Here is a 15,803-nt window from a genome sequence, read left to right as displayed (position 1 = left end):
GATTCTGCTTAAAAGTACTCAAAAAGAGATGAAACAAGAGCGGATTAGCGGGAAAATATCAGGAAGGATCTTCTACAACAATTTTTTCGATATAAAAAGAGTTTAACAAGCGTAAAGCAGCCATATATTCAACCCGGAACTCAATAGTGCTTCCGATTGCGTATCCCGGATCTGCAGGGATCTCTACAACAAGCATATCCGAACTCGCTGCTCCTATTTTGATCTTCGGATTAATAGGGAACAGAAAATCTGGGTTCACATCCAGAATTCCGATATCAACGATTGCACGGTGAACGGTCTGCCCATAGTCTTCTTCTTCGAAGGAAAACTGTTCTCCACTCGGATTGGTAGCTAATTCTCCGAAGGGAACCTTTGGTTTATCTGTAATTTCAATAATTTCTGCTTTCAGCCTAAACACATCATTACGCATTTCAGGGATGATTTCACCGGTAAAGAGATTATTTCCGAAATACAACGTCTCGCCAATTCTGAAATGATTGTTAGAAGCGGGGATTTGTTGCCTGAACAGCAAAGGAAGTACGACAGAGGTACCGCCTGAGACCCACTCTATTTTCTGTCCGAATTTAGATTCAATGAGTTGTTTGTATAACCCCAGTTGTACCAGTTTGTCACTCGAGGGCATGACGCCATGCAGACAGTTGAGGTTCGTTCCCAGACCAATGACATGAATATGCTCCAGTTCGAAAATGGAAGCATAGAAACTCATAAGGTCGTCGCCCATGACTCCTTCCCGAAGATCACCCATTTCGATCATAATAAGCACGTTATGAATCTTATTTTGTCGTTTGGCTTCTTCATTTAACCAGAGAATAGTTTGTAATTCCGAGTTACAGGAAACATCAGCATATTGAACAATTTTCCGTATTGATCTTTTTGCCGGTGGTTTAATATAGATCGTCCGGATATCCGGATTGATCTTCTTAATGCGTTCGAGATTAGTAACTCTTGAGTCGGCAACTTCCTGTACACCTAAGTCAACTAGTTCTTTCAGGAAAGACTTGGTTCCACATAGAAGTTTACTAACGATCGCAAATTGTATATTGTTTTTCTCAAAAAGAGTTTTGAGATATTCGTAATTGCACCGGAGTGCAGTTTTGTTAAGAATAAACTGAGCCACGGTTATTCATTTTCGTATCTCATTTCGAGATAGCGGTAGTTAAAACCTGTTTTTTCAAATAATTTTCTGGCGGGGTTATTCGGCTCAACATGAAGAGCGAGTCCGCCTTTAGCCAGCCGTTGTGTTTTTTTCAGAATACGGGTACCAATTCCCTTGTTTCTGAAGTCCTCATGAACGGCGATATAAACGAGCGTATTAGAAGGGATATATCCCCGCATTGCGGTCGTGTTTACAACACTTGCTCCGATAAGTTTTCCTTTGTGTTTAGCAAGTATGGCAAAACCTCCCGAACCTGCACTTTTATTAAATGCATATTCGAGACTGGATTGGATAAATTCAGGAGTGTCACTATACTCTCCAAGTTGACTGGACAGAAAACCAGTGATTTCTACCATTTCTAAAAGGGTAGGAACACTTAGCTGGTGAAGAACCTCATAGTCGACCTGTAACTCATTGGTCACTCCTGAGTTATTCATAGTTTTGATTTTAAATACAGCCTGATTTTGTTAGTCGCCACAATTTCTCGTGATGCTTTTTAGCTTTTTCAGAGAGTTTAGGTGCTTTTTTGGTTTTTCCTATTCTTGCGTTTAATCTTGAATTTGAGTTTTGTTTACTTTTCCTGTTGGACATTTAATTACAATATTTTGTTTGTACACGTACAAAATTAGTGAAAGAAAACGTATTTTCCAAATTTGATTCAGATAACCAGTAAGTAAACGAGATGTTTCTGTCCTAATTTTTGTTAAACATACAAGGGGCCGATCTCATTTTCGTCTTCACTGTCATTTACTTCCATGAGTCGTTCAATAAGCTCAAGAGCTTTGCGCAATTCGTCCACTTTTTCAGGGGTCATGTTCTCCAGTTTACGTGCAATTTTTTCATGGATAAGCTCAGGAGAATTATTCAGAAGTCTTTCTCCCGATACAGATAATGTGATAAACGGAGCTCTCTTATCAGCGGGGTTATCAATTTTGTGGACAAGTCCTTTAGCCGTGAGGCGTTGTAGTATTCCAGTAACAGTGCTGGCGTTGAGCTGAAGGAATAATTTGATTTGCTTGGGAGTTGCTCTGAATTCGGGTTGAGACTGAAGAAATCCAAGACAAAGTAATTGCGGTATACTTACACCAAAGCGCTTGTCGATCCGTTTACTTTCAAGGTGAACGGTACGTACTATTTTCCGGATGCTTAATAAGATATCAGTGCTCTTCATGAATCAGATCATTTTCAGATTTATTTGAGGTAAAATTATTTTTGTGTACAAATAAAGTACAAATTTTTCAATCCAAAACTTTCCTACCTTTGCAGTATGCGATACAGAATGCTGAAAGAGGATGAATTGATCCACTTTGAGGATGAATTGAAACAGTTTCTAATAATCAACGGTGTCAGTGCGGAAGATTGGGAGCGTTTGAATAAAAATGAACCGGAGAAAGCAATAGAGTTAGTGCGGTTGTTTTCCGAAAGCGTTTTCTCACAATTAATGGAGCGGATCACGCATCTTGAACACAGGAGTCCGAAGCAATTATTACTGTTCTCTTGTGAGAAGGATACTATTAATCTGATTGGTCTTCGAAGCGAATCTCCAGAGGTAGATTTTTCCACAACTGATAGTATTCATACGAGTTTACAATCTCATGCGGATAAAATTGTCTCTTTTCGACAAAGTAAACCTTATGGTAAAAAACGGGAGGAGGAATTGTTTGAAATGACAGAGAGAGGTTGTTTGAAGTCTTCTGCAGTATTTTTTGAAGCAGTACTTAAAATGGTAGAATAAATGGCGCTTGAGATAAAAAATATTGAATCGAAAAACGGAGTGGATTTGCAGTTAATTAACTGGGAAGGGGGAAGAGATTTTCGAATTCTTGCTACAAGTGGACTATCAGAAGTCTTGAAAAATCAGGGAGTAGAGGAAGAAAAATCTTTTGAACTTTTCTTTTGTTTGCCGTCTTATTGGTCACTGGAGGAACGGGAGAACCCCAGATTTAACTGGGTGATCAACTGGTTGTTTCGGTTTTCAGATTATTTGGTGAAGAATAAAACGTTTTTTGATCATGGCCATACTATAGCGGCGGGAAATCCGCCTGAGCCTCTTTCGGAAACCATGAAACAAACCTATTTTATGTTTTCGGAACCGATTGACACAATTTCCTTTTTTAAAGGTCAATTGGAAGGAAAGAAATACCTCGCTGTTATTCCATTGTTTCAGGATGAATTTGATTATAAAGTAGCAAAGGGAACGTTCAAACTGGAAGATAAATTCAGACAAAAGGGGCATTCGGAGGTATTGGATGATTTCAGAACTTCTGCGGTTAGAAAGAAATATTTTATTTTCTGATTATGTCCTTGTTTACACCAAAAACAGCCAATTTTCAGGATTTTTATGAAAAAGGTCGTTTTCTCCTTGTATGGAGGTTGAATGTTGTTTTTGTATTCATTTTTGCTGTACTTTCTCTTTTTTATCTGGATGGAAATCCGTTGATGCTGAGTTTTTACATAGGGTCGTTTTTGGTTTCCCTGATGACCTTATTACTTCTATACAAATGCAGTGGATTCTATAAAGCAGCGTACTGGATTTTTAACATTTCTGCAAGTATTATCGTTTCCGTGTCGACCATTTATGTTCAGGAGATTCTGCATTATGCGGATCTGATCTGGATGATTTGTATTGTGACCTTTGCTTTTGTCGGATCCGGGAAAAAAGCAGGTGTTTTCTTCCTGATCTACCATATCGGATTGTTAGTTTGGTTTATTCTTTTTGGTTTGAATGCGAATATTGAAGCATTGATACTACATAGCCGTACACAAGTTTTAGCGTTGTTGATTGAAGTAGTAGTGTCAGTTCTTGTTTTTGGTTACCTGATTCACCAACACCTCATTTTTCAGGATTATGCCAGGAATAAACTAATTGAAATCAATCAGGAATTGATGCGGAAGAATGAAACCAATTCTTTTTTGCTGCGAGAGGTACATCACCGGGTAAAGAACAATCTGCAGATTATTGTAAGTATGTTGAAAATGCAGCGGGATGATCTGAGCTCTGAAGAAAGCCGTCAGAATTTTTCGGATGCAATTAACCGAATTATGATCATGTCGCTGGTACACGATAAGCTGTATAATGAAAAGGCACTTTCAAGCTCGGATTTGAGAATTTATATCAATGATCTTGTGAATGATATCGTTCGTTTATCACGGGATGTGTCTAAAGATATTAATGTGAAAGTTGTCTGTCAACTTCACGAAACAGGAGCGAAAACGGTTGTTCCTCTTGGATTATTACTCAATGAACTTTTGACCAACTCCTTTAAGCATGCTTTTCTGACTTCAACGGAAGGAGAAATTGAGATTCGGATAGAAGATAGCGAAGGAGGGAGATTTACCCTGATGTATTCGGATTCAGGTAACTGGAAGGAAAGTTCTCATTTTGGTTTCGGACTGGAGCTGATAGAACTTCTTACCGATCAGATGGAAGGAGAGCTACATCGTGAAGGCAGTCGTTACGAATTTACGCTTACGAAACTGGAAGATTAGGAAAAATAAACCCAGATTAGCCAAAGTACAACGTAACGCAATAACTTTACTCCTGTTATTACCAAAAAAGACGGTACGACACGTGTTCTGAAGAAACCCATGGCTAAGGTTAGCGGATCGCCGATAATGGGTAACCAGAAGAGGAGTCCAGTCCAATGACCATATCTGCCAATTCGTTCGCGAAAGGAGGCAAGTTTTATTTCGGAACTTCCGAAAACTTTGATCCACCTGGGGTTTCCCAGTCTTCCGATGAAATAATTGAGAATGCTTCCTCCTGAATTCCCGGCAGTAGCCACAAAAATTACAGCTATGGGATCGTACCCCAGGACGAGGTAAGTGATAAAAACAGCTTCAGAAGCGAGTGGTATAAGCGTAGCTGCCAGAAACGTCATGAAAAACAATCCTGCCAGTCCCCAACTTAAATATTCGGGAGTCATCAATTAGTTACCGAAAGCGTTTCCGATATTCTCATTGAGTTGATCAATATAATTCAAAAGTTTTTCTCTTCCGAAAGCAGACTCCGAAGAAGTAGAAAAAACGGGAGGCATTTCTTCCCAGACTTTTAACATTTCCTTCTTATAAGCAGCCATGTTTTTTTGAAGTGCAGAGCTGGAAAGTTTGTCAATTTTTGTAAACACCATTGCAAATGGAATTCCTTTGATTCCACACCATTCCATAAATTCCAGGTCAATCTTCTGAGGTTCCAATCTGCTGTCAATCAGTACGAATGTTGTGATCAGATTCTCACGTGTGTTCAGGTATTTCTGAATAAACTCCTCCCATTTTTTCCGTTCGGATTTTGAAGCTTTTGCAAAACCATATCCGGGAAGGTCAACCAGATACCAGTTGTCATTGATCAGAAAATGATTGATTAATTGTGTTTTCCCGGGTCTTCCTGAAGTTTTGGCTAGTTTGTTCTGCTCCGTTAACATGTTAATCAATGAAGATTTTCCAACGTTTGAACGACCAATAAATGCATATTCGGGCATATCGGGTTTCGGACAATTCTCCGGTTTGGTATTGGAGATAACAAACTTAGCAGACTTAATTTTCATGGGTACACGAATTTTTTACAAAGTTAGGATTTTTGATACGTGAATACCTTCTATTTTGCGGAATAATCAAAAACACAAGGCAAAAGGATTGGTTATCTTTGTGGGGTAATTGAAAAAGGTAGGTATGACTAAACTTGGTAGTAATTTCTTGTTTCTATTTGTTTTTTTGAGTTTTATTTCAGTTGGGCAGCTATATACAACAACAATGTATAACCTGGAAGATTTATGTAAAGATGTAATAAGTTGGCCGGGGATGGAAGTCATTGATGTAGAATATTCAGGATCTGCAAATGCGATTGGTTTTTTTAAGGCAAATGGTAGTAATGTTTTATTGGAGGAAGGAATAATTCTAACAACGGGTACAGTTTTGGATGAAGAAATTAATTCTATGAGGAGAGGGCCTCATGGACCAAATGATGAAGAGATGTCAGGAATTGATAACGGGACTGGCGGTCATGAGGTTTTTGAATTTTTAACTGAAGCAACTACCTATAATGCTGCTGTTCTGCAACTTACATTTATCGCTACGGATACGATTTTACCTTTACAGTATGTTTTCGGTTCAGAAGAATATCCAACCTATGTTTGTTCCCAGTTTAATGATGTATTTGGTATTTTATTAGAAGGTCCAGGGTATTTAGGAAAAGAGAATATTGCACTGATACCGGGAAAAAATATCCCGGTTAGTATTAATGCAGTTAATTCCGGGGAGGTTGGAGAAACACTTAATTCTAATGCTTCTTTTTGTAGTGAGGTTGATCCGGATTGGCAGGAAAATGTAGTGTTTTATCGTGAAAATGGAGATGGGAGTACTTATCCTTACAGTGTTAATGCAGGATTCTTGCAATATAATGGTTTATCAAATGTGTTGAGTACAGATGCTGCTCTCGTAATTGGGGAAGAGTATGTTTTGACAATTGCTATTGCAGATGTTGGAGATGGGGTTTATGATTCAGGTCTGTTTATTAGAACAAATACTATAGAAACGGCAGGAACAAGGGAAAATAGTCAGGATATAAAGGTTGCAGTCTATCCAAACCCGGGAAACGGAGAATTTACTGTTTTGCTAAAAGGGGTACAAAATTCTAGTTATGCTATTATCGATGCTTCAGGTCGTGTCATACAGACAGGATCACTGTTTGAGGGACAAAACAAGATAGATTTTATGCAAAAAGAGAAGGGAGTATATTATTTAGAGGTGAGTACATCAACGGATAGGTTTGTGGAACGTATAGTTGTTAACTAAATATTCTATGTAGATGAGTAAGAAAGTTGGAGACAATTACAGATAGACCATACGAGTATGAAATACGTAGTTTTATTGTTGAGCAGTATTCTTTTTTCCTGTTCTTCCGGAGGAGGAATGAGAGGAAATTTGCAGCATCAAATAGAAACGGATCATAATGATATTGAGGCTGAAATTGATCCCCAATTACTGTTTGAAAAAAGCCAGGATTCTTTGAGAAAAGTACTTTTAGCATCTAAACCTAATGAAAATTTGAAGGCAAGTTTGCTTCAGGAATTATACATTAGAGGGCTTGTCAATCCCAAAGGAGATAATATTTCTTTTAAACTACCTTTCGATCTTCATGGAATTGATTGTGGGGCACCGGATTGTTATTCAACGGATATCAGTTTTGAAATTCCCCTGACCAAACCTGTTGAATTTCCTGATGAAATAGAATTCAAAATATATGAGCATGGATGTGTTGATACGGAAACGATAATCAATAGCACATTCCGTCTGACAGAAAATTTACCGGATTATGTTAATTACTACTCGATAGAACTAAAAAGTAACTTGGTTATCAGGAAAAATGGAACACTGTATTATTATCCGCATCTGAAATCAGGTTCAGTAGACCTCGAAACAATGGAAAGAATATTTCAGGATAGTGATCTTGATACGATTGAGATAGTACCGTATCAATCAACCGGAATGACAGCCAACGAATACGAGCTATTTATCACAAATTAGCCTGATTTACTTACAACTACCCTAACAACAGCCTTGCAGATTCTTCCAACATTTCTCTATGTGCCGGATGGGCGATGCTGATAAGTAGTTTTATACGTTCTTCTATCGTTTTTCCAAAAAGATTAACAACTCCATACTCGGTTACAACATAATGAATGTGTGCCCGGGTTGTTACAACGCCCGCACCCTGTTTAAGGAAAGGAACAATCTTGGAAGTTCCTTTGCGTGTTGTGGATGTCATAGCAATAATTGGTTTTCCGCCGGGGGAAAGGGATGCTCCGCGTATGAAATCCATCTGGCCACCAACTCCCGAGAATATTTTACTTCCGATGGAATCCGCACAAACCTGTCCTGTAAGATCAATTTCGATAGCACTGTTAATCGCTACCATTTTGGGATGTTTTCGAATAACCGCCGTATTATTGACATAGGCAGCGTCTAACATATGCACCATTGGATTATCATCCAGAAAGTCATATAATTTTTGGGAACCGACAACAAACGAGGCAACAATTTTTTCGGGGAATTTTCTTTTGAAGCGACCGTTAATAACTCCTTTTTCAACTAACGGGATAAGTCCGTCTGAAAACATTTCGGTATGCACTCCCAGATCCTTATGTCCACCTAACGAAGCCAGAACAGCATTAGGAATAGCACCGATTCCTGTTTGTAAAGTTGATCCGTCTTCGATAATAGAGGCAATGTGCTTTCCGATCGTGTTTACTTCTTCCTGCGATCCATGATCGGCAATTTCCGGGAGCGGAGCATTGTGATGAACGAAGTAATCAATCGTATCAACGTGAATAATTCCATCTCCCATAGTGCGTGGCATAAACTCGTTCACCTGTGCGATGACAATTTTTGCTGATTGCATAGCAGCAAGTGAAATGTCGATAGAAGTTCCCATCGAACAGTATCCGTGTTTGTCCGGCGGAGAGACTGTAATCAAAGCCACATCAAGCGGTACAATTTTCTCTCTGAAAAGCGAAGCTGCTTCACTCAGGAAAATAGGAATATAACTTCCGTGTGTATTCTGAATGTTTGCACGTATGTTCGAACCTACAAAAAGTGCCTTTATCGTAAATGATTCTGACAGCTTCGGGTCTGCATAAGGCGCTTCATTTTCCGTATGGATCTGGTAAATAGATACATTCCGTAATTCTTGTGCACGTTCTGTCATTGCCTTTACCAGATGTGAAGGCACGGCAGCTGCCGAATGAATAAAGACGTTGTCGTTACTTTTTATGTATTTTACGGCTTCTTCTGCTGTTGTTGTCATATCTCCAAAGATAGACAATGTTTCTCTTCTGAAGCTGTTTATAATGGCTATTCCCGTATCAGTTTGAATGTCATTTTTTTGGAAGGAGTTTGTACGATCAGATAATACATTCCTTTTGGAAGATCTGATTCCAGAGGGAGCAAAATCGTATTATTTCCCGAACGAATGGCTTCCTGTTTTTCAAAAACAAGTGTGCCTTTGGTGTCAAATAAAAGAAGGGCAGCCTCCTCCGGAGTATCACTGTGGATTTCAACCGTTACATCACCACTGGAAGGATTCGGGTAAATGTTGACATCAAAAGCAGCCATTTCCTCTTCTCCTGCTGTGAGGAAAAAACCTGACCAGGTAACAAACAAATCCTCCTGAGCAACTGAAGATAGATTATGAGCTGAGTCGATGACTACAGAACTAACTCTTCCTGTCGGGCTGGAAATACTTTCGTAACGAATGTCCGATTGCATCGTTCCGGTAGTAAGTGTTGCTGAAGGATAACGAGTCCGGAAAGTCCGGAAGTTATCAATGGTCATTTTACTATGTCCGCTTCGGAAGGAAATATAATTACCAGATGAGATCGGATTGGGATCTTGCCATTCACCGACCAGTTTATTGTTGAGATAAACAAAGGTTTCTCCTGTGATCCTATCATAAACGACATCCGTTTTATAGGTTGTTCCTCCTGCAAAGTTGCAGGGAATTACTTTTTCCTGACTGAACACATTGTTTTGAACGCGGTAGAATTCTAATCGTTGTGATTCGATACGGAACCAGATAAAGTAGGAGTTCCCTCTGTTTTCCGTATCCGGATCGTCACAGAAGTAATGGAATCCTGCACGACGGTTTGTTCCTGTTCCGTCTATGGTCAGATCAAAGCTGTACAGGTAACGGTTAGACAGCGTTTGATTTAATGAAGCATAGATATTTGTGTTATTACTACTTTCATCAGATTGAACCAGCTTATTGCTTACGACAGCCCAACTTCCGGTATGTGTGGTCCAGTCGGTGTGGATATGGTTGTCAAACGATTCTGTAAAATAGCCCCGGTTAGTATTGGACCTCCATTGACTTCCGTTATAATCTGCAACGGAATAGAATCTTCTTTCAACTCCACTTCCGTTTGTGTTATCCGAATCTGTGAAATTCACAACAATATCTCCGGAAGCTGTTGTTGAAGTAGAACCAATTTGTGTTTGGGGAGGTGTCCAGTCGATGTAAATATTTTTGGCATACTGCGCAGACCAGTTATTCGTAACATCTTTAACCACCGTATTAATTCTGCAGGCATCCTGAGATGGAGTAGGGCTCTCATAAAGAGCCTGATTACCGGATGAAGCTCCGACTGTAACAAAAATTTCATCTCCACGGGAGGTTCTTACTTTTAGGTTGTCTGCTTCCATAGTTGAGTTCCCGTTACGAAGGGAGATGTATTGTCCGGATTGAAAAGGGTTACTATCAATATATTCTCCGACAAGTTCATTATTAAGAAATGCACGAATAGCTCCTGTTGCGGGATCGTACGTTACTGTGCAATCGTAAGTAGTATTACCATTAATCGTAACGGGAGTATTGACAACCGTATATAGCACGTCATTTTCCACTCTATACAGCTGAAAAGCATTGTCATCTGCTCTGAACCAGGCTAAATAGGAGTTCCCCCGATTTGTCAGGGTGGCATTATCAGCAAAAAAATGTAAACCACCTCTTCGGTTTGTTCCTGTGCCGGATAGTTTCATTTGCCACTGGTACATATAGGCTTGTGTGTTATCCTGTGTCAGTGAAGCGTATAGGTTAGAGTTACTGGTAGACTGATTACTTTGTAGTATTTTATTGCTCGCTATTGACCAGGTTCCGGATGAAATGGTCCAGTCCGAATGAATGGAATTATCAAAGTTGTCATTGAATTGTCCGGAACTGGCTTTTGCGCGCCATTCATTGCCGTTGTAGTGGAGTACTTGTACGTATCGTTCATCTATCCCACTTCCATTAGCATTATCTTCGTCCTGAAAACCGACATAGAAGTCTGCCCCTCGCCAATCATAGTTTGTAGAAGCAACAGTTGAAGGAGGAATATTATCCGAACAATTGTCAATAATGGCTTGTGTTGCCTCCCGGATACTCTGCATACGGGAAATCATATCACTTCCAGGGCAGGAAGTAGACCCGATTGCGTTATGGGTGGTAAAGTGGGGTTGAATTTGCCATCCGTTTGTTTGCGTTGTCATACCCGAGCTACCCAAAATGTTAATTCCCCGGTAGTCAAACCACCAGGCAAGAAGTTCATAGAGTTTTTGTAGCTGAGCCGTAGTAGCAATAGACACATCAAGATTTCCTAGAAAATTGATTCCTATCGATCCGCTATTTGCACTTCCGGCGTGAGCTGCCCGTACGTCGGTTGTAGGGAGATTTGGGTTATGACGTCCCTGATACAGATTTCCATACTTGTCAATCAGGTAATTGTAACCAATGTCTGACCATCCGTTTGAATTGACATGATAATTCCAGTAAGAACGGACAACTGCCTGCCCATCTGTATAGGTATTCGGGGATGCTCCGTGATGCATCACAACATGCGTCGGAGAAATTGTGGTTGGAGTATATCCGGCCAGAACACTTCCGCAGGGTGCAGAACCCCCACACCATTGACTTCTCGTAATAATTGAGGGGAATTCAGGACATGCTGCGCGAGTGGATTTGGTAACCTGAACAGATCCTTCGATGGATGATTCTTTAAAAGCATTGCCATCAAAAATGTCAAGAATAACTTCTGTAATAGGCACGGGTGCCGAAAAAACAATCTCGATTTCCTGATGTGAAGTAGCGTCATGTGTGAACCACGCATCCGTTCTGTAATGTCCCGAAGGGATTTCTTTTGGTGTAAAATCAGCATCACCGCTTAACCAGTCTGACCATTCTTTTCCAGAGAGTCGGGTTCTGTAGCGGAAAGCGAATAAACTGGCAGGTATATCCGTATTTTCTTCTGTTTTCCAACCGATTCCAAAACAGGAAAAAGCACTTCCGGTTTGTAGTTCGAACCGGTATTCTGTATCCGCCTGTAGTTGAGTTGCTGTATAGCGTTCTGCAGGACAATTCATTTTATCCGAAATATCTGCAACAACCGGATGAAGAAGTTTCTGAGAGTATAATCCTGAACTGATCAGGAAACAAAAGAATAGTAGTACTCTAGTAATCATAGTTTACGCTTTTTTTTTGTATTACTAAATAGTGGCAGGTGAAACAAATATAGGGTAATGCATATATACAAGTCAAATAATTTAACTTGTAGAGTTGATTGAAAACTTATTTTTAACAGAAAGTGCTTTTAAATCAGATGGTTTAGGCTGTTGTTAACTTTTTATGAAGAACCATTTTAACTGTTAATAATCGATTTTACCTGATGTCTAAGGGAATCAATTACTTCACTTTCAAACCAGGGATTCTTTTTTAACCAGATATTGTTTCGTGGAGAAGGATGAGGTAAGGGGAGGTAATCCGGAGAATAGGTCATGTAGTTTTTCACCGTTTCAGTGAGCGTACTTTTTCGTCGGTTTCCCAAATAGTACTGTTGAGCGTAAGTACCGATAAGTAAAATAAGTTGTGGGTGATGAATTTGACTCAATAACTCACCGTGCCATTTAGGGGCACATTCAGGGCGGGGTGGTAAATCTCCTGATCTTCCTTTTCCCGGATAGCAAAATCCCATAGGAATGAGGGCAAAAATTTCAGGAGTATAGAAAACATCTTCAGTTACTCCTAGCCAGTCCCGTAAACGATTGCCACTGGCGTCATCCCATGGAACTCCAGTCTGGTGTACCACACTACCGGGAGCCTGACCTATTACAACAATCTTGCTGTCGGAGTGGGCTGACACAACAGGGTTAGGTCCCAACGGAAGAGATGAAGCGCAAATTGTACATTGCCGGATTTCTTGTAATAAAGGATTTATCATCGTGTCAACCAACGATTTTCTATCAACACCAAATATAAACAAGTATTCCCTCAACAGAATCCTGTGTCTACTAAAAAAAAAGGTCTATTTACCCTTATTTTTTGTCAGAATTCCTGTCATCATTGATTTTTACGAATAAGAAGCCGGGACTGACAATGTGCTGAACCGGAATAATTGCGAACAAAACCAATAACAGATGAAAAAGACATTTCTACTACTCATAACCTTACTAACAGGTTATGTAACAAATGCACAGGTAGTGAATATTCCTGACGCTAATTTTAAAGCACGTTTGCTGAGTTCAGCAGTGATAAACTCAAACGGAGATATGGAGATTCAGGTTTCAGAAGCAACAGCCTACACAGGAACAATCAACTGCAGTAATGCTGGTATAACGGACCTTACAGGTATTGAGGCGTTTGTCAACGCGACAGGACTGGATTGTCCGAATAATCAGTTGACATCCGTGGATTTAAGTGCCAATGCAGCGTTTACTTTTGTTCGTTTGGATAACAATGAATTGACATCCGCTCATTTCGGAACGAGTACTAACCTGACCAATATCAATGTTCGTTACAATCAGTTAACAACATTAGATGTAAGTGCCAACACATCCTTACAGTTCCTGACGATAAATGATAATGCTATTTCTTCGCTCATACTTCATTCCGGTCCGGGTTCTTTTAGAAATATAAACTGCGCCAACAACCAGTTGACACAACTCGATTTAAGCGCACATTGGGATTTGAAATATCTTACCTGTAGTGGCAATCAACTAACAGAACTAAATGTTCGTACGGGTACAAATACCTCATTTGTATCGTTTGACGCAACTAATAACCCGGATCTTGCCTGTATCAAAGTTGATAATGCAGCCTACAGTACAAGTAACTGGACAAATATTGATCCAACGACGAGTTTTGATGAAGTATGCGACAATTGTGTGATTACTATTCCAGATGCAAACTTTAAAAACTATTTGTTAAATCAGGCATTAATTAATGTAAACGGAGATAATGAAATTCAATGTTCTGAGGCGGAGGGATATACCGGGACAATTGTTCTTACAACTGTATCTGTTCCGGGAACTGTGTCGGATGTAACCGGGATAGAAGCCTTTACTAATATTACCGGGTTTACTTGTGTAGGACAGAATATCACCGCTTTAGATTTGAGCAATAATGTACTGGTGGAATCGGCTTCGTGTCATAATAATGCGCTTACTTCTTTACTATTAGGGAATAACTCTGTTCTTACTGCTTTAACTTTGACAAATAATGAAGTAACATCTTTGGATTTGAGTGGATTACCGGCATTGGAGCTTGTGTTTTGCGGAAATAATCAGTTGTCAGTATTAGATGTAAGTACTAATTCCAATTTGACTACTTTGGATTGTCGACTTAATCAACTTTCGGAGCTAGATCTGAGCGCAAATACCATGTTGATTAAACTAAACTGTTTTAGTAACCTATTAACCGAACTGAATGTACAGAATGGCAATAATCTGAATATGCCGGGGTCTGACTTTAATACCAATAATAACCCTGATCTGACTTGTATACAGGTTGATGATGCGGTTTGGAGTGAGGCAAACTGGAATAATACTGATCCTACTGCTACGTTTACTGAGGATTGTGAGGCATTTAATGCCTGTATAGTTACTATTCCTGATGCTGCATTTAAGGCTTATCTGGTAGGAGAAAGCGCTATTAACACAAACGGTGATACCGAAATACAGTGTGAAGAAGCAGTTGCCTACGTAGGAAGTATCTACTGTATCGGGATGGGGATTACTGATCTTACCGGAATTGAAGCGTTTATTAATGTTTTTGATATGAATTGCAGTGATAATCAAATAACGACTATTGACTTAAGCGGTAATATAGGGATGCGCTTTTTCGAATGCGATAATACACCTTTGACAACGATTAACTTAAATGGGTGCTCTAATTTGGAAATCCTGACCCTGTATAATAATACCGGGTTAACGCAATTGGATGTGAGTACTAACCTGAATCTTGAGAACCTGAATTGTTCCAATAGTCCAATTGAGATTCTGGACGTAAGTATGTTGGACGAATTATCTATTTTGTACTGTGAAGGGAGTGCGTTAACAACATTGGATATCAGTTCAAATCCAGAACTTTATCGTCTCAAATGTGGTGAAAATCAATTGACATGGTTGAATTTACAAAATGGAAACAATAGTAATTTTCAAACCTTTAATGCAACAGAAAATCCTCATTTATACTGTATTCTGGTTGATGACCCGTCGTGGAGCACGGACAATTGGTCAGCAAATGTAGACGAAATAGCTTCTTTTAGTAATGACTGTATCTGTACAATGACCAATGCAGTGGTGGAAGAAGTGACGGTATGTGATCCGGAAGATAATACATACGAAACAACTATTACTGTCGAGTACGAAGATGCTCCGGGTGGTAATCTGAATGTAAATGGTCAGCTATTTGCAGCCACAGGAAGTCCCCAGACTATTACATTAACGGGTCTTAATGCGAATGGGGAAACTGTAGATCTTACAGTAGATTTTGAGGAGGATGCAAGTTGTATGTATTCTATTCAGACGGCATGGACAGCCCCTGAAAATTGTTCTTCTTCAACCGGTATGGAAAATAATACGGAAGATCAGTTCCTAATGTATCCAAACCCGGTTAAAGATCAACTGTTTATTGAACTTGTCGGTACAACAACTATTCAGATCTATTCTGTTCATGGAGAGGTAGTACTGGATCAGACAGGAATTTCCGGAACTTCTGTTGTTGATGTGAACGGTTTTGCTCCGGGGGTCTACCTCATTAGAATGGGGTCCGGAGTTACACACAAGTTTATAAAAGAGTAAATGGGAGAGAAGAACTGTAATA

General features: G+C 39.6%; 14 protein-coding genes. 6 read left to right on the top strand and 8 right to left on the bottom strand.

Annotation, left to right across the window (positions count from 1 at the left end; translation table 11 throughout):
- Positions 1 to 58 precede the first annotated feature (58 nt).
- From ABDZ97_RS16955 to ABDZ97_RS16945, 3 genes are all read right to left on the bottom strand, one after another.
- A complete protein-coding gene (locus tag ABDZ97_RS16955) occupies positions 59 to 1,138 on the bottom strand; it encodes an alanine racemase (RefSeq protein ID WP_343790698.1) in 1,080 nt (359 codons plus the stop codon).
- A gap of 2 nt (positions 1,139 to 1,140) precedes the next feature.
- Positions 1,141 to 1,614 (bottom strand): GNAT family N-acetyltransferase, encoded by a 474-nt coding sequence (locus tag ABDZ97_RS16950; RefSeq protein WP_343790695.1) that lies wholly within the window; start codon positions 1,612 to 1,614, stop codon positions 1,141 to 1,143.
- A gap of 266 nt (positions 1,615 to 1,880) precedes the next feature.
- The gene (locus ABDZ97_RS16945; RefSeq protein ID WP_343790692.1) at positions 1,881 to 2,348 is read right to left on the bottom strand and encodes a MarR family winged helix-turn-helix transcriptional regulator; all 468 of its coding nucleotides are present in this window, start codon (positions 2,346 to 2,348) and stop codon (positions 1,881 to 1,883) included.
- A 96-nt stretch (positions 2,349 to 2,444) separates the two neighbouring features.
- Here ABDZ97_RS16945 and ABDZ97_RS16940 point away from each other — a divergent pair, with 96 nt between their 5' ends.
- The 3 genes from ABDZ97_RS16940 to ABDZ97_RS16930 are packed head-to-tail and all read left to right on the top strand — an operon-like array spanning position 2,445 to position 4,666.
- Positions 2,445 to 2,912: a DUF6495 family protein gene (locus ABDZ97_RS16940; RefSeq protein WP_343790689.1), complete on the top strand. Its 468-nt coding sequence runs from the start codon at positions 2,445 to 2,447 to the stop codon at positions 2,910 to 2,912.
- Entirely contained in the window at positions 2,913 to 3,473 is a 561-nt protein-coding gene (locus ABDZ97_RS16935; RefSeq protein WP_343790686.1) for a suppressor of fused domain protein, read from the top strand.
- 2 nt (positions 3,474 to 3,475) lie between these two features.
- The gene (locus ABDZ97_RS16930) at positions 3,476 to 4,666 is read left to right on the top strand and encodes a sensor histidine kinase (protein WP_343790683.1); all 1,191 of its coding nucleotides are present in this window, start codon (positions 3,476 to 3,478) and stop codon (positions 4,664 to 4,666) included.
- On the opposite strand, the gene ABDZ97_RS16925 is transcribed toward ABDZ97_RS16930, so the two are convergent.
- Both ABDZ97_RS16925 and yihA read right to left on the bottom strand, forming a co-directional pair.
- Complete coding sequence (locus ABDZ97_RS16925) at positions 4,663 to 5,103, bottom strand: YqaA family protein (RefSeq protein WP_343790680.1); 441 nt, start codon at positions 5,101 to 5,103, stop codon at positions 4,663 to 4,665. The two genes, ABDZ97_RS16930 and ABDZ97_RS16925, sit on opposite strands and share 4 nt — an antisense overlap.
- Before the next feature lie 3 nt (positions 5,104 to 5,106).
- Positions 5,107 to 5,721, bottom strand: a complete 615-nt coding sequence (gene yihA / locus ABDZ97_RS16920; protein ID WP_343790677.1) for a ribosome biogenesis GTP-binding protein YihA/YsxC — start codon at positions 5,719 to 5,721, stop codon at positions 5,107 to 5,109.
- 124 nt (positions 5,722 to 5,845) lie between these two features.
- Here yihA and ABDZ97_RS16915 point away from each other — a divergent pair, with 124 nt between their 5' ends.
- A complete protein-coding gene (locus ABDZ97_RS16915) occupies positions 5,846 to 6,967 on the top strand; it encodes a choice-of-anchor L domain-containing protein (protein WP_343790674.1) in 1,122 nt (373 codons plus the stop codon).
- Positions 6,968 to 7,024: 57 nt separating this feature from the next.
- A complete protein-coding gene (locus ABDZ97_RS16910; protein ID WP_343790671.1) occupies positions 7,025 to 7,699 on the top strand; it encodes a hypothetical protein in 675 nt (224 codons plus the stop codon).
- A 16-nt stretch (positions 7,700 to 7,715) separates the two neighbouring features.
- On the opposite strand, the gene ABDZ97_RS16905 is transcribed toward ABDZ97_RS16910, so the two are convergent.
- The 3 genes from ABDZ97_RS16905 to ABDZ97_RS16895 all read right to left on the bottom strand — a co-directional run bounded on the left by ABDZ97_RS16905 (position 7,716) and on the right by ABDZ97_RS16895 (position 12,918).
- Positions 7,716 to 8,978 carry an acetyl-CoA hydrolase/transferase family protein gene (locus ABDZ97_RS16905; protein WP_343790668.1) on the bottom strand — a complete coding sequence of 421 codons (1,263 nt, stop codon included), beginning with the start codon at positions 8,976 to 8,978 and terminating at the stop codon, positions 7,716 to 7,718.
- Between the two features lie 47 nt (positions 8,979 to 9,025).
- Positions 9,026 to 12,166, bottom strand: coding sequence for an N-acetylmuramoyl-L-alanine amidase (locus ABDZ97_RS16900; RefSeq protein ID WP_343790665.1), 3,141 nt, complete (start codon positions 12,164 to 12,166; stop codon positions 9,026 to 9,028).
- 176 nt (positions 12,167 to 12,342) lie between these two features.
- Positions 12,343 to 12,918, bottom strand: coding sequence for a uracil-DNA glycosylase family protein (locus ABDZ97_RS16895; protein ID WP_343791018.1), 576 nt, complete (start codon positions 12,916 to 12,918; stop codon positions 12,343 to 12,345).
- 199 nt (positions 12,919 to 13,117) lie between these two features.
- On the opposite strand from ABDZ97_RS16895, the gene ABDZ97_RS16890 reads away from it, so the two are divergent.
- Entirely contained in the window at positions 13,118 to 15,781 is a 2,664-nt protein-coding gene (locus ABDZ97_RS16890; RefSeq protein ID WP_343790662.1) for a T9SS type A sorting domain-containing protein, read from the top strand.
- Positions 15,782 to 15,803 lie beyond the last annotated feature (22 nt).

The sequence above is a fragment of the Wandonia haliotis genome, from assembly GCF_039523435.1.
In the GTDB taxonomy this organism is placed as follows: domain Bacteria; phylum Bacteroidota; class Bacteroidia; order Flavobacteriales_D; family Crocinitomicaceae; genus Wandonia; species Wandonia haliotis.
The sequence above is the reverse complement of the archived record's forward strand: the minus strand, read 5'-3'. Positions and strand labels throughout refer to the sequence as shown.

What these genes read in the sequence shown, in the direction of transcription:
- ABDZ97_RS16915 (WP_343790674.1), top strand. Translation starts at nt 5,846, where the DNA reads ATGACTAAACTTGGTAGTAATTTCTTGTTTCTATTTGTTTTTTTGAGT.
- ABDZ97_RS16930 (WP_343790683.1), top strand. Translation starts at nt 3,476, where the DNA reads ATGTCCTTGTTTACACCAAAAACAGCCAATTTTCAGGATTTTTATGAA.
- ABDZ97_RS16910 (WP_343790671.1), top strand. Translation starts at nt 7,025, where the DNA reads ATGAAATACGTAGTTTTATTGTTGAGCAGTATTCTTTTTTCCTGTTCT.
- ABDZ97_RS16905 (WP_343790668.1), bottom strand. Translation starts at nt 8,978, where the DNA reads ATGACAACAACAGCAGAAGAAGCCGTAAAATACATAAAAAGTAACGAC.
- ABDZ97_RS16945 (WP_343790692.1), bottom strand. Translation starts at nt 2,348, where the DNA reads ATGAAGAGCACTGATATCTTATTAAGCATCCGGAAAATAGTACGTACC.
- ABDZ97_RS16890 (WP_343790662.1), top strand. Translation starts at nt 13,118, where the DNA reads ATGAAAAAGACATTTCTACTACTCATAACCTTACTAACAGGTTATGTA.
- ABDZ97_RS16950 (WP_343790695.1), bottom strand. Translation starts at nt 1,614, where the DNA reads ATGAATAACTCAGGAGTGACCAATGAGTTACAGGTCGACTATGAGGTT.
- yihA (WP_343790677.1), bottom strand. Translation starts at nt 5,721, where the DNA reads ATGAAAATTAAGTCTGCTAAGTTTGTTATCTCCAATACCAAACCGGAG.
- ABDZ97_RS16940 (WP_343790689.1), top strand. Translation starts at nt 2,445, where the DNA reads ATGCGATACAGAATGCTGAAAGAGGATGAATTGATCCACTTTGAGGAT.
- ABDZ97_RS16900 (WP_343790665.1), bottom strand. Translation starts at nt 12,166, where the DNA reads ATGATTACTAGAGTACTACTATTCTTTTGTTTCCTGATCAGTTCAGGA.
- ABDZ97_RS16925 (WP_343790680.1), bottom strand. Translation starts at nt 5,103, where the DNA reads ATGACTCCCGAATATTTAAGTTGGGGACTGGCAGGATTGTTTTTCATG.
- ABDZ97_RS16935 (WP_343790686.1), top strand. Translation starts at nt 2,913, where the DNA reads ATGGCGCTTGAGATAAAAAATATTGAATCGAAAAACGGAGTGGATTTG.